This is a genomic window from Streptomyces nojiriensis, assembly GCF_017639205.1.
Lineage (GTDB): Bacteria > Actinomycetota > Actinomycetes > Streptomycetales > Streptomycetaceae > Streptomyces > Streptomyces nojiriensis.
In genome coordinates this window covers 89,192-101,478 of the sequence record NZ_CP071139.1, presented here as the reverse complement: position 1 = coordinate 101,478, position 12,287 = coordinate 89,192, and the positions used below count along the sequence as shown (strand labels likewise).

Here is a 12,287-nt window from a genome sequence, read left to right as displayed (position 1 = left end):
GCCGGGACCGCCACCAGCCGGGCGGGCAGCGCGACGAGAACCACGACCAGGCCCATCGCCTAGTTCAGGATGACCGCCGAGAGGGCGGCGAACCCGAAGAGACCGATCAGCAGGGGCAGGCTGGCTTTGTTCGTGAGAACGGGCTCTGGCACAACTTCTGTGGACCTGGCGCGATGCGACAGGTCCGTGCGCTGGACCACGTCCAGGTCGGCTGCAGTGCCGACGGGATTTGAACCCGCGGACAGATGGGAGCAGGTCCGCTCCGTCTCCGTCAGTCGCCGTGGGAGGGACCTCGCCCACGTCGATCGCAATGGGCCGCTCTGCCACGGCACTGCAACCTGCGGGAATGCGCGCACTCCCGCTGCGACTCAGGGTAGAGACACCGTTCGCTGCGGACGAATCCTTATCCGGGAAGCCGGAGACCTCTGCCATGGGTCCACAGAAGTTGTGCCAGAGCCTGAGAACGGACAGCAGATGTTCACTACTTCGGGAGGCGGCGCTTTCCGGCACTGTTCGATTGCGGAACAGGTCGGATACTGGGCACTGGCACGCTGTCGGTCCGCTAGAAGAGGCCGGTGCGCATGTGCTGCGTGAGGTTCTCGGTGATCTCGCGCAGCCACGGGGTGCGGACGGCTGGAAGTCGGGCCAGGGTTCGCAGGAAGACTTCCCGGTCGATCCGGAACACGTTATGGACACTCGGCGTGGGCGGGTCGTCGCGAAGGACGCCGTCGGGTATCCGACCCGATGCGGGGACAGGCAGCTGCGGCTCGGGGAAGACCAGCCGGAGCCACACCCCGAACGGCAACGGCACCAGGTACGCCGGAGCGGCGGGGGTCCATGCCTTCCCGGTCCGCGGGTGGGACGGCACGAGGAGGATGTCTGCGTCAGCGTCGCGGGCCGGCTGTCCCGGTCCGGCCAGGACGGCGCGCCGCGTCGGCTTGCCGCCCGGCAGCAGGGTGTCGAGGGCGCGTTGGAACATCGTTGCGGTCAAGCCGTCCTGAACGGCTACCGCCTGGCCTTCCGAGGCCACCAGGAGGTGGGCGAGCCCCTGCCCGGCTGCCGCCACCCACTGGGGGCTCCAGTGCCACCGGTCGCCCGCCCGGAACGGCTCTCCCCAAGAGGTGATCGGCTCGGACGGGGGCACACCCGTCCCCTCCGCGAGCAGCTCTGTCCAGGACAGCGGTCCGGCGTCGGCGCCTTCGGCGGGAAGGCGGCGCACGGCGTTCGGGGCGAGCCACACCGCCTGCCAGAGCGAGCAGTCGTCGATCCTGCTCGCTACGGGAAGACCGCACGCCGCGCAGGCCATATTGGGGCCGTCGCCCCCGGCGAAGCCGCAGCAGGCGCCGCCGCGCTTCTCGGGGATCAGCACGGCGCCACGGGTGTCTCCCGGCGCGATGACAACCGCGCCGGGCGCGCCGTCGGACAGGGCCTGGAGCGGCGCGTAGATGCCGCGGGCAGCCGCCTCATCCGGATCGATCTCCTCCCACCTTCGCCACGGCGGCCCCCAGGGCTCCGGTTCCACGGCGAACGTCCCCGATTCCATAAGCACCGGGAGCTGAAGCCCGTTCCCGTACTGCTGACGAGCGTGAACCGGCAGGGCGACCTGGGACAACGGGGCGGTCAGCTCGGCACCACACCGCACGCACACAAAAACGAACAAACGTCCTCCGCTCGGGAAACAGGGGCATCGTCGCAGCTCCGTGGCAGACCGGCCAACGTGTTTTCAATCCGCTGCGGGGGCTTCTCTCCACCCGTCCAGCAGGCGTGAACCGGACGCCGGCCCGCGGACCGCGCCCCGCAGGCTGTCGGGCCCACTGCTCCCGCGTCTCCACGCGAGCCCACGCGACAGGACCGAGACCGAGTGCGCGGAACGACCGCACATCGGGGCCGGGTACCGTCGTTACCGCGGACTGCCAAGAGCTGTACTCCGGGGCGGAGCCGCAAGGCATTGCGCCTCGGGGCGCGGGGCAGGCCGGTCCCTGTGCCGGCCGCGCGGCACCGGTACAGGGCGAGGGCCTGGCCCGATGAGCCCGATACCGGCCCGGGCGGTGTACCACAGCATGCCGAAGCCACCCGTGACACGCACGAGCGCGGTCCGCTGGTCCTGGGAGACAAACCCGTAGCGCAACAGGCCGAGGGTTTCAGGGACATGCCGCCGTGGGCCACGCAGCCGCACCGCGCCCGGCAGGTACAGCCCGCTCACGCGAACACAGCAGGCGGCGGTGCCCGTGAGGCCGCCGGACAGCCGGCAGGGTGTGCCCGGCTCCCGGGTGCCCGGACGCCCAACTGCCCATCGGGACCCGGCAGATCACGCCGGCTCTGTGACGGTTAGCATCGTGGCCTCGCCCTCCCCCCATGCCCTCGGAGCCCCCCATGAATCGAGCCCCTGGCTTCTCCCTCTCCCGCCGCGGCCTCATACGCACCGGTGTCGGCGCCTCGCTTGCCGCGCTCGGGTTTGGCGTCGCCGGAGCTCAGACCGCTTCTGCCGACGTGACCGCGACCAAGCGTTTCGACCTTGCGGAGCCGTCGTACGACCTGTTCCGGTCCAAGGACACGCACGGTGCGCGGGTCCAGCAGAGCTTCGCCTTCGACTGGGTGAACAAGTTCCTGTTCGTGGCGACCAAGCGGAGCGGAAGCGACGAGTCCGACGGCGACCTGTGCATCAACAAGATGGACTTCGACGGGAACTACATCTCGTACATGCACCTCAACGGCTTCGGTCACGGCGTCGCCTTCGCCGCGCTGCCCAGCGGTTCCGGGACCGAGCTGTGGATCGAGTGCGACGCGAACACCAGCGGGTACGGCACCGCGCTCGCCCCCATCCGTTACACCGCCGACACCACCCTGGCCTCGCCGGCTGCCGCGGCCGCCTACCGGCCGATCCCGGGGGCCACCGAGTACACCTGCTCCGTCGACCCGGTCTACCGGCGCATGATCGTTCGCTACCACACCAGGGCCGGCAAGCGCATCGCCGTGTACCCCCTCTCCGCCTTCGAGACACGCAGCTTCGGCTCACCGCTCGTCGACTTCAAGCAGCCGACGATCCCCGGCACCCCACAGGGCTACACCCTCTACGGCTCGTACATGTACTACCTGACGGGTGACGCGTACCCCGGCGACGGCACCCCCACCGGCGACGGCAACTCCTACATCACCAGCATCGACATCAACAAGGGCACGTTGACGCAGGGCCCCGTCCTCACCAAGGCCGGCTCCACCCTCCACCACCGCGAGCCCGAGGGCCTGGCGATCTACCGCACCGACGCCGGCGAGGCCCGCCTCTTCATCGGCTTCGCCACCGGCGTGGAGGGCGACCGGCGCTCCAGCATCTTCTACAAGAACGCGCTGGTCTGAGCCATCTCCGCCCGGCGGCCCGTCGTCCGCCGCCGGCCCCCGGTCGGATGTCCCGGCGACCGGCCGGCCGTCCCGATCGACCGGTGGGCCGCCCTGCGGCGCCGCCCGGTGCCCCAGGACCTGGTCCGCCGGGGGAGTGGTCCGGGTCCGGGGTCCGAGCGGATCGTCCTTCACCGTGTCGCGGACTCCCGGGCCAGATGTGCCCGCAGGCGGGTGTCAGGCAGGGCAGGAAAGACGGAAGTTGCCGTGGCGGCGCGGAGGGAGGACGGACATCCCTCTCACCCTCCGAAGGCGGGCAGCACGAGTCGCAACGTCCCGTAGCCGATCAGTGCCGCGATAGCGGCGATCACCAAGAACAGGATCAGCGTGCCTGCCCGCTCGCCCCGCCCGGTGCGGACCACCGCGGCCCGAGGCTTCCGCGGGTGGCAGGCGACCTGGACGGGCCTGCCCTTGTTGCTCCCGCCGACGTACCGGCGGAGTCCGTGTAGGCGTTGGTGTCCGTGCCGTTCCGGTAGACCTGCCGCGCGTCCACGGTGATGCCGTGACGGCACAGGTACCAGTCCTCCCACGTGGACACGAGCCCCGGCCAGGCGAGGAAGGAGGCTCCCACGCCGAGTTCCCCGAGCAGCAGCGTCGCGATCCCCCGGCCCCAGTTCCTGCCGAGCAGCCCGACGACGACGGTGAGAACCGCGATCGCCGAGACGGCGGTGCAGGTCGCCCACTTGGCGGGGGAGGGAAGCCCGACCGGTACGCCCTCCTCCCCGTCTTCCGCGTCCGAGACCAGGCTCCGCGTGACGACGAGCGCGGAACCGTCGACCAGGGGCTCGCCCCCGGCCCGTTCGGGCAGCGCGGCGTTCACCACGTCGGCGAAGACCGTGGCGGCGGCCGCGCTCACGTCCTTGACCCGGTAGACGGTCGGGTCGCCCCCCGCCGGCACCCTCAACTCGATGGAGACGGCACGCCTTTCGTCTCGGGCAGGGGGCGTGGTGTCGTACGTGAACTTCGGTACCGCGCACTTCGTCGGACACCGGTACCCGCTGGTCCACGCCCCCCATGACATGAAGCGCCTGCACATGGGGACGATGTCGACGGTCCGCCAGGAGCGCCGGCTGCGCAAGGGCTGCCTGCGGGGCACGCAGCGGACCGTGCTCCTGGCCCTCGCGGCGGGTGTGCCGGCCACGGTGGGGCTGGTCGTCAGCCCCGCCTGACCCCGGCGGAGAACGCCGCGGCCTCCTGTGCGTCCGTGCTCCCCGCGCGCCGTCACGTCCGACGCGGTGCCCGATGCCGGTCTGGTCGATCACACGCCGACGCCGGCCGGGCCGGCGGCCGGCGCATGTCACGGTGCCGTGCGCGCCGTGCCCGCGGAGAGCGTCACCGCGGTCCGGCAGCGGATGAAGCACCCGGGGCCGGGAACGGAGCGTGATCTTCAGTGTCCGCAGGGTCGAAGGGCGAGCACAGGGGATCAAGAGCGTCCTATCCGGACCTTAAGGGACGGATAACAGCGGGCCCGCAGCCCCTCGGAGGCCCGTTCCGGCCGCAAACCGTGCTTAGGGTCACGGGTGTTGACCGAGACACTTTCGATGCCGCCGCTGCACCGGCGGATCGGCTTTACCAAGAGGTTTCTGATGTCCCGAAAGCGAATTGCCCTGGCCTGCGCGGCCGTGGTCGTCGGGGTCTGCTCCGTCGTCATCCCCGTGGCCGCCAACGCGGGAGAGGAGAAGGACGGCCTCAGCGCCGCCTGCCGCGTCGCGGACCAGGCCACCGTGTGGTGGGCGTCCGGCGAGGTCTCCCTGGCCAACAAGGGGGACCGGCCCGTACGGGACTGGACCGCCGAGTTCGACGTGTCGCAGGGGCAGGTCACCCTCGACAACCCCTGGGCGTACGAACTCCGCCAGACCGGCAAGCACGTCACCGTCAAGCCGATCGCCGACCGCGCCGACGTGGCCGCCAACGGCAACCGGGCCGTCAAGGTCGGGATCAACCCCGCCGGCAAGGGCATACCCAAGATCACCGGATGCCGCGTGAACGGCCCGTCGGGCAACGGGAGCGACACCGGCACGAACACGGCCGTCCCCGCCGACGGCGGCTCCTTCGTCAAGGACGACACCGCCGTCCACCTGATGTGGAAGCCGCCCGCCGGCGGCGCCGAAATCGTGCGCTACGAGGTCTTCCAGGACGGCAAGCAGGTCAAGACCGTCAAGGACACGATGACGGACATCGAGCGGCTGGCCCCCGCCACCCGCTACACGTTCAAGGTCCGCGCCGTCCGCGCCGACGGCCGCACCACCGGCTTCAGCAAAGACATCGTGCTCACCACCCTCGCCGCACCCGGCCAGGACAAGGCGAAGCCGGTCATCCCCGCGGACCTGGAGGCGACGGCCTCCGGCCCGTACCAGGCCTTGCTGCGCTGGCGCGCGGCGACCGACGACGTCGCCGTCACCGGCTACCGGATCTACCACAACGGCACCAAGGTCCAGGAGGCGGACGCCAAGGCCACCTCGGCCACCGTCTCCGGCCTGACCGCGAGCACCGCCTACCGCTTCAAGGTCACCGCCGTCGACGCCTCCGGCAAGGAGTCCGACCCGACCCGCGAAGCACAGGTGACGACCACCGCGGCCCCCGACGGCAACGGCGGCAAGGCCGCCCCCGGCGACTTCGCCGCCACCACCGCCACGAAGCAGGACGGCGGCGTCACCCAGCACTACCTGAACCTCACCTGGGCCGTCCCGCAGGGCGTCGGCCAGATCACCACCTACCAGGTCTACCTGAACGGCAGGCCCGCCCAGACCTTCATGTGGGGCACCGGCGACCCGGTGCTGCCGGTCCCGGCGACGAAGGGCTCACGCGAGGTGCTCGTCGGCGCCCACCCCGGCACGACGTACACCGTGAAGATCCGGGCACGGCTCGGCGACGGCACGTGGGGCCCGTTCTCCCGCGAGCTGACCGTGAAGACAGGCGGCTGACCACCCCGCCCGCCGCCCCACACGCATGACCGACCCCATGACCAGGAGCCTCCCCCTCATGAGCACGACCCGCCCCGCCGCCACGGCTTCCCCCGACCCGGCACGGCCCCCGGCCCGCCGCACCGCCTTCCTGCGCCTCACCGCGCTCGTGGCCCTCCCCCTCGCCGTGACCACCCTCGGCTCCGCGCCCGCCTCCGCACACGGCTCCACCGCCGACCCGGTCAGCCGCAGCGTCGCCTGCACCAAGAACCCGAAGGCGAGCGAGGCCTGCCGACTCGCCCTCGCCCAGAGCCCCGGCATCCCCGGCGACTGGAAGTCGATCGTCCAGGGCCGCGCCATCGACCACAGCACCCCGACCTCCTCCCCGCAGCACCGCGCCCGCATACCCGACGGCAAGCTGTGCAGCGCCGGCAACGCACAGTTCTCCGGCCTGGACCTGGCACGCGACGACTTCCCCTCGACGACACTGCCCGGCGGCGCCGAGTACGACATCCGCTACGACATCAGCGCGCTGCACAACCCGTACCGCATGGAGATGTACGTCACCAAGGACGGCTACGACCCGAAGAAGCCGCTGAAGTGGTCCGACCTGGAGGACACCCCCTTCCTCAGCGCCGACAACACCGCGGCCACGGCAGCACCCCCGGGCTTCCTCGGCGCGAAGGCGTTCACGTTCAAGGCGGTGCTCCCCGAAAAGAAGGGCAAGCACCTGATCTACACGATCTGGCACGGACTGAAGCGGCCCGACGGCTCCTTCCAGAGCGAGGAGGCCTTCTACTCCTGCTCGGACGTCACCTTCAAGTAGACGGACGCCGAGGCAGGCCGGTCGCGGACCGCACCGACGTTCCCGCGACTACCTGGCCCGGCCTCCGGCCGTCGGGCCGCCACGCTCAGGAGGCGCCCGCAGTGGTGACGGCCCGGTCCGCCGGGTCAGGAAGGCCGGCGGATGAGGCTGCTGGGCGATGTGCGGGCGAGCCAGGCCCGTGTCTCGTCTGCGGTCAGGACGCGAGCCAGATCGGCTGTGCCCGGTAGGTGCGGGAAGAACCGGTCGGCGTCCCAGCTGCGCTGGTATGCCGGCTCGTCGAGCACGAGCAGGCGGCGTCCTTCCACCACGGGGATGTCGTCGGGCAGCCCCTCGTTCCAGATCCGCTCGCCGTCCGGGGCGAGGAGTTCGAAGGCCCCGGTCGCGATTGCTCGGGTACGGCCCTGGGCGGGCTCGGGGTCCGTGGCCAGGCGGACGCTCTCTGCTGAAGGCCTGGTGCCGGGGACGTGGCCGCCGCCGATGAGGACATGGGCGAGCAGTGTGTGCAGCTGGAAGTTGTCCCCGATGCCGCCGATGCGTATCTCGAACCCGGTCCCCGTGGGCCTGTGCAGCACCACGAGGGGCTCGTCGTCCAGAACCGCCAACGCGTAAGCCAGGCACTTGAGGTCGTGCCGTTCCAGGGCCGCCAGGTCGCGGCACGTGGGAAGGATCGCGGATGCGTGCCGGCGGCGAACCTCGGCGCTGCGGCACAGCACGGCCAGCGCGGGCGGCTGCCACTCTTCGACCGAGCACCAGGCCAGCGCCAGCAGAGTGGCCTCGTGCACGTCGCCGCCCAGGCGGGCCAGCAGAGCGTCGTCAATGATCTTCTCGTCCGGCTCCGGCAGTTCGTCCTTGGCCGCGCCGGTGGCGGTCCAGCGGCGGGCGAACTCGAGGGCGTCGAGCAAGTCCCGGTGGACGCTGTCGAGGATCGGTTCGGCGCAGGCCACGGGATCGGCCCCGCGTTCGACGCAGAAGCCGGCCGCCATCGCGAGCATCGGCCGCGGACCGGTGGGCGGGAAGGCGGGGAGCAGCGCGGCCAGCCGGGCCCCTGCCAGGACACGTTCAGGGTCCGACGCCGACTGCACACCCTTCATCACGGCGGTGAAGGCACGCTCGGTGCGGTCGCCGTCGCGAGCGGCAACCGCCTCTTCCAGCTCGGACACAGTGGCGGTGAGGCCCGAAGCCTTCCGCTTCCTCTTGAAGATCACCGGCACACCTTAAGCATGAGGATTGTCCGGCGCCTTCACGCCAGGACCGTTCGAACATCGCGGACTGCCACCGGTGGGTTGCGGAACGGACCCTCGTCTGGCTCCACGGCTTCCGTCGGCCACGCGTCCGATGGGAACGGCGCGATGACATCGAAGAGGCATTCCCCCGTCTCGCCACCTGCCTCATCACTCGTCGCCACGCCGCGGGCGCCGCCGGCCTCGGACGCGTCGTGCGACGGGCCGAGCCGGGTGCCGCCGAAGTCACAAGCCGTGGGCGGTGGGGTGCAACGGTTCGTACAGCGGAAGTTCGGCGCCGCTGGGAAGCCGGACAGCCGTCAGTCTGCCCCAGCGCTGTTCGCTGACCGGGCGGGTGATCTCGACGCCCTTGGCGCGGAATTCGCGTAGCTGGGAATCAAGGTTGTCGCACATCAGGTAGAACTCGTGCCGGGGTGGGCCGTCGGCAGGGTGTACGGCGACTTCGGCCGGGGGCAGCTTGAAGATGAGCCAGCCGCCACCCGCGTCGACCATGGGGAAGTCGAGGACGTCACGGATGAAAGCACGGTCCGCCTCGGCGTCCTGGCTGTAGAGGATGACATGCGCACCGCTGATCATGACCGGCCCCTGTCCATCAACGTGCTGACGGTCGAGTCCCCGGCATCTTGGCATGCCGAGGTCCGGAAGATCCTCGGCTGGGTTCGACGACACGGTGGCTGACTTGAATGTCCAACGGACAACGGGATCCGGGATCGGGTTCCGGCCGGGTCGGGCGGACTGCCCAGGGGGCGAAGACCAGGGCCTGGTGCTGCCGGAGGCGCCCGTGTCCGGCCGGCAGGCCGGCACGCTCCATGAGCGGCGGGCCCCAGCCGGAAACGCGCCGGGCGTGTTTCCGGCTCGGGTGCGGCCGGGGCGGATCAGGTGTGGATCCGGCCGTTGGTTCCGTCGTGGCTGTCCGCGTGGTCGTCGCCGAACCAGCGGCCGCTGGCCGCGAGGCAGCGGAACGAGTATGCGCTGTGGGCGGGGAGCACGACGGTTGCGGCGCGGGTACCGCCCCCGCGGGGCTCCAGGGGGTGGCCGGTGGGGTTCCGGTGGTTGAAGTCTCCGACGACGCTGACAGGGCCGACCGGAGTGTCCTCGGGGAGGATGAACATGACCTTCGTACAGCCCTTGAGCTGCTGGCGTTCGAGCACGGAAACGACTCCGGCCACGAGGATGGCGAACCGGCCCGCGCATCCTCGCGGCGACGTGCGTCCAGTGCGGCGGTACAGCGCCGTGGGCTGGGCGGAGGCCACCCGGGTGGATGCGAGCTGCCCGCTGCCGGGCCCGACCCCGACTGCCGGCGCTGCGCTGCGCCGCGCGAGGACCGCCCTGATCGGCGCCCGGGTCCGGCGGCAAGCGATGGGGCCGCCGAGGGTCGGTGCAGGTCAGGGATTCCCTCCGAAGCGCTGCACCCTTGTCATTTCGTCGGACGGGACGTGCTGTTCGGGCCGCCGACGCGACGCGGTAGGAGACCGCAGGAGGTCTCGCCAGTCGGCAGGCCAATGGGCCAGCGCGAGGATGCCCATGATGAGCAGGTGGGTCGGCGCGGCCCAGCTCTCCACCGCCGGGTCGTGGTTGACGATGTGGGTGGTGACCGCGCCGGTGAGCACGAACATCAGCGTCGTGGCACCCAGGAAGCGTGTTCGCCTGTCGGGGATCACCAGCAGGACGGCGGCTGCACCTTCCAGGGCACCGACCACGAAGCGCATCCAGGACGGGTAACCCCACTCGACGAACTTCGCGGAGTAAGCCGAGCTGAACAGCGTGTCGCCCGGCCAGTACTTGGTCACGGCGCCCAGCGTGAACTCAAAGGCCAGGAACCAGTACAGACCGGTCATGAGTCGCTTCGACATACGTGTCTCCTCAGGAGAAGTGGGCAGGGTCAGGCCTCCGGACGGCGATCGCAGTGCCGCCGGAGTCCTTGCTTTCGGGGGTCAGCCCCGCAGGGTGGCGATGGCCTTCTCGATACGCCGTCGCCGCGTCTCGGGCTTCTTCGCGCTCTCGACGGCGCGCACATGTTCGTACTTGCGGCTGTGGGCAAGGTTGCCGTACGCCGCGCGGGCGACCGGGTCGTCGTCCAGGGCTCGGGCGAAGTCCGGGGGCTCGACGACGACGCGCGGCTCGGTGTCGAGCTCCAGCTCGACCTCGACCTCCTCGCCGGTCGCGACACCCGCGGCCTGCCGGTTGGCGTTGCTGAGGCCGAGCAGGTGGCGGCCTCGCATGATGGCGACCCGGCTCTTCCAGGAATGCCCGTTGACCGTGATCGTCACTGGCGGCCGCGCGCCCCCGCCGAGCGCTGCTACCACCTCGGGCGGAACTTCCAGGCCCCGCATGGGCTCGGGCGGCTCGACGTGGGCCCAAAACTTCATGATCTTCCTCCTGCTGTCGTGTCGGGAGTCAGGACAGTGTGGGGGCGGGCGACGCGGCAGCCTCCCAGACGAACCCGTCGGGATCGGTGAAGGCGTCGGCGGTTCCGCCGAGCACGATGCGGTGCGATCCGGCGCCGTCGGCGGGGACGCCGAGGTCCTTGGCAAGGGCACGGCGCTTGTACAGCGCCAGCTTGACGGGGCCGGACTGACCGGGGGCGAACTCGACGTACTTGCCACCGAAGCTCTTGGCCACGGTCAAGCCCCGGCCGACGTAGAACTGCTTGCAGGCCTTCACGTCCTCGACGCCGATCAGCAGGACGACTTCGTCGATCTCGCGGGTGGCGGGGCCGGTGTCCTTCTTCGCCGAGGTCGCGATCTTCCAGGTCGTCCCGTCCGGGGCCTGGACGACGCCGCCGTAGCCCCACAGCGACCTCGCGGCGGGCTTCAGCACCGTGGCGCCGGCGTCCACGGCGGCGCCGACGAAGCTGTCGACGGTGGCCGGCCCGGCCACCGTGAGCGCCAGGGTGAAGCCGCGGAATCCGGTGGAGTGTGCCTCGGAGGCCCGCAGGCGTATGTACGCGTCCACGCCGAAGGCGCTGTAGAAGCTGCGGGCGGCCTCGGGGTCGTCCACCTCGAGGGTGACGGACGCGAGGGAGGTGTTGGCTGCGGTGGAAGTGGTGGTTGCCATGACCATCACGCTAGGGGCTGCGCGGCGGCCGGGGCTTCTCGATTCCTGACCGGTCTTGAGACTTGCCTCGCCGTGCACGCCCTGTACGCCGTGCACGCCCTGTACGCCGTGCACGCCGGCCGCCTGGTGCCGGAAGGCCCCCGGCGGCATGCCGACCGGCTCGGTGAATCGGGTGGTGAACGTCCCCGCGACGCGCAGCCGACCGCGAAGCGGCCCTCGGTGGCGCTGAGGTCGGTCGTGCTCCACCGCGACGGCGCCGTCGTCCGCTCGATGCGACGCGCCATCAGGTACGCGTACGGCGACTCATCGCAGGCGGCCCGGAACTGCCGACTCGGGTGCCCGGCGGACATGTGCACACAACAGGCGTGCGACACGTCGCGGTCACCGCCCCGGTCGCCGGCATCCAGACCCGCGTGTGAGTTCAGGCGGTCTGGCCCCTGCCCTGCCCGTTCGTAACTCTCCATACCGGCGGAACAGCCGTCGTGCCTGCGGCGGGAATCTGCGGCACGGGTGGCCGATGTTCTCGGCGTAGGCGGCGCTGCGACGCCGGGACGACGGTGTCTACCGCTCGGATGCGGGCGGGGCCTCGGGCGGATTCCGCCGAGTGTCTGCCCGGGGGCGGTGGTGCCAGGCCGCGTAGAGGCCGGCGAGAGCGGAGGCGTAGCCGGCGAGAGCCTCGGGGGAGGCATGGCCGACGAGGACGAGGACGACGCCGGTGGCCAGGATCGCCAGGAACACGGCGAGATCCACGGGAAAGCTGCCACGCGGGGCACGACGGCTCGGCACGATGGTTCTCCTCAGTACACGGAAGGTCGCAGGACGTCACCATCGCTCTGCTGCTGGAGCGGCGTGCTGCGGGGTGTGGTT

At 70.9% G+C, this 12,287-nt stretch carries 13 protein-coding genes, 1 tRNA gene and 2 pseudogenes; 5 read left to right on the top strand and 11 right to left on the bottom strand.

The genetic code is table 11. The annotated features are described in order from the left end of the window. Positions 1 to 214: 214 nt before the first annotated feature. Positions 215 to 333 (bottom strand) — tRNA-Gly (locus tag JYK04_RS00570). Positions 334 to 562: 229 nt separating this feature from the next. Then, the gene (locus tag JYK04_RS00565) at positions 563 to 1,660 is read right to left on the bottom strand and encodes a hypothetical protein (protein WP_189747387.1); all 1,098 of its coding nucleotides are present in this window, start codon (positions 1,658 to 1,660) and stop codon (positions 563 to 565) included. 713 nt (positions 1,661 to 2,373) lie between these two features. Here JYK04_RS00565 and JYK04_RS00560 point away from each other — a divergent pair. Next, positions 2,374 to 3,354 carry a phage baseplate protein gene (locus JYK04_RS00560; RefSeq protein WP_189747389.1) on the top strand — a complete coding sequence of 327 codons (981 nt, stop codon included), beginning with the start codon at positions 2,374 to 2,376 and terminating at the stop codon, positions 3,352 to 3,354. Positions 3,355 to 3,715: 361 nt separating this feature from the next. Here the strand turns inward: JYK04_RS00560 and JYK04_RS00555 are convergent, their stop codons facing one another. After that, complete coding sequence (locus tag JYK04_RS00555) at positions 3,716 to 4,291, bottom strand: hypothetical protein (RefSeq protein ID WP_189747390.1); 576 nt, start codon at positions 4,289 to 4,291, stop codon at positions 3,716 to 3,718. Positions 4,292 to 4,349: 58 nt separating this feature from the next. On the opposite strand from JYK04_RS00555, the gene JYK04_RS00550 reads away from it, so the two are divergent. The 3 genes from JYK04_RS00550 to JYK04_RS00540 all read left to right on the top strand — a co-directional run bounded on the left by JYK04_RS00550 (position 4,350) and on the right by JYK04_RS00540 (position 7,122). Continuing rightward, the gene (locus JYK04_RS00550) at positions 4,350 to 4,562 is read left to right on the top strand and encodes a hypothetical protein (protein ID WP_189747392.1); all 213 of its coding nucleotides are present in this window, start codon (positions 4,350 to 4,352) and stop codon (positions 4,560 to 4,562) included. Between the two features lie 417 nt (positions 4,563 to 4,979). Further along, the gene (locus JYK04_RS00545) at positions 4,980 to 6,317 is read left to right on the top strand and encodes a fibronectin type III domain-containing protein (protein ID WP_189747394.1); all 1,338 of its coding nucleotides are present in this window, start codon (positions 4,980 to 4,982) and stop codon (positions 6,315 to 6,317) included. 58 nt (positions 6,318 to 6,375) lie between these two features. Beyond that, positions 6,376 to 7,122, top strand: coding sequence for a lytic polysaccharide monooxygenase auxiliary activity family 9 protein (locus tag JYK04_RS00540; RefSeq protein WP_202185911.1), 747 nt, complete (start codon positions 6,376 to 6,378; stop codon positions 7,120 to 7,122). Positions 7,123 to 7,247: 125 nt separating this feature from the next. Here JYK04_RS00540 and JYK04_RS00535 read toward each other — a convergent pair whose 3' ends face one another. Continuing rightward, the gene (locus JYK04_RS00535) at positions 7,248 to 8,333 is read right to left on the bottom strand and encodes a hypothetical protein (RefSeq protein ID WP_189747396.1); all 1,086 of its coding nucleotides are present in this window, start codon (positions 8,331 to 8,333) and stop codon (positions 7,248 to 7,250) included. Positions 8,334 to 8,395: 62 nt separating this feature from the next. Between JYK04_RS00535 and JYK04_RS00530 the strand changes: the two are divergent. Next, positions 8,396 to 8,524, top strand: a pseudogene (locus JYK04_RS00530) (IS5/IS1182 family transposase); the annotation flags it as partial. A 64-nt stretch (positions 8,525 to 8,588) separates the two neighbouring features. Here JYK04_RS00530 and JYK04_RS00525 read toward each other — a convergent pair. From JYK04_RS00525 to JYK04_RS00500, 7 genes and pseudogenes are all read right to left on the bottom strand, one after another. After that, positions 8,589 to 8,939 (bottom strand): VOC family protein, encoded by a 351-nt coding sequence (locus JYK04_RS00525; RefSeq protein WP_189747398.1) that lies wholly within the window; start codon positions 8,937 to 8,939, stop codon positions 8,589 to 8,591. 299 nt (positions 8,940 to 9,238) lie between these two features. Next, a complete protein-coding gene (locus tag JYK04_RS00520; RefSeq protein ID WP_189747399.1) occupies positions 9,239 to 9,514 on the bottom strand; it encodes an early set domain-containing protein in 276 nt (91 codons plus the stop codon). 234 nt (positions 9,515 to 9,748) lie between these two features. After that, positions 9,749 to 10,216, bottom strand: a complete 468-nt coding sequence (locus JYK04_RS00515; protein ID WP_202185910.1) for a DoxX family protein — start codon at positions 10,214 to 10,216, stop codon at positions 9,749 to 9,751. A gap of 81 nt (positions 10,217 to 10,297) precedes the next feature. Continuing rightward, positions 10,298 to 10,732 (bottom strand): YdeI/OmpD-associated family protein, encoded by a 435-nt coding sequence (locus JYK04_RS00510; protein ID WP_189747401.1) that lies wholly within the window; start codon positions 10,730 to 10,732, stop codon positions 10,298 to 10,300. A 28-nt stretch (positions 10,733 to 10,760) separates the two neighbouring features. Then, positions 10,761 to 11,426 (bottom strand): VOC family protein, encoded by a 666-nt coding sequence (locus tag JYK04_RS00505; protein ID WP_202185909.1) that lies wholly within the window; start codon positions 11,424 to 11,426, stop codon positions 10,761 to 10,763. Continuing rightward, positions 11,426 to 11,773 (bottom strand): annotated as a pseudogene (locus tag JYK04_RS40895) (helix-turn-helix domain-containing protein); the annotation flags it as partial. The pseudogene JYK04_RS40895 and the gene JYK04_RS00505, both read right to left, overlap by 1 nt. A 208-nt stretch (positions 11,774 to 11,981) precedes the next feature. After that, positions 11,982 to 12,206: a hypothetical protein gene (locus JYK04_RS00500; RefSeq protein WP_229876898.1), complete on the bottom strand. Its 225-nt coding sequence runs from the start codon at positions 12,204 to 12,206 to the stop codon at positions 11,982 to 11,984. Positions 12,207 to 12,287: the final 81 nt, after the last annotated feature.

Coding starts and splice junctions, on each gene's coding strand:
- JYK04_RS00560 (WP_189747389.1), top strand. CDS start 2,374: ATGAATCGAGCCCCTGGCTTCTCCCTCTCCCGCCGCGGCCTCATACGC.
- JYK04_RS00545 (WP_189747394.1), top strand. CDS start 4,980: ATGTCCCGAAAGCGAATTGCCCTGGCCTGCGCGGCCGTGGTCGTCGGG.
- JYK04_RS00540 (WP_202185911.1), top strand. CDS start 6,376: ATGAGCACGACCCGCCCCGCCGCCACGGCTTCCCCCGACCCGGCACGG.
- JYK04_RS00525 (WP_189747398.1), bottom strand. CDS start 8,939: ATGATCAGCGGTGCGCATGTCATCCTCTACAGCCAGGACGCCGAGGCG.
- JYK04_RS00515 (WP_202185910.1), bottom strand. CDS start 10,216: ATGTCGAAGCGACTCATGACCGGTCTGTACTGGTTCCTGGCCTTTGAG.
- JYK04_RS00510 (WP_189747401.1), bottom strand. CDS start 10,732: ATGAAGTTTTGGGCCCACGTCGAGCCGCCCGAGCCCATGCGGGGCCTG.
- JYK04_RS00505 (WP_202185909.1), bottom strand. CDS start 11,426: ATGGTCATGGCAACCACCACTTCCACCGCAGCCAACACCTCCCTCGCG.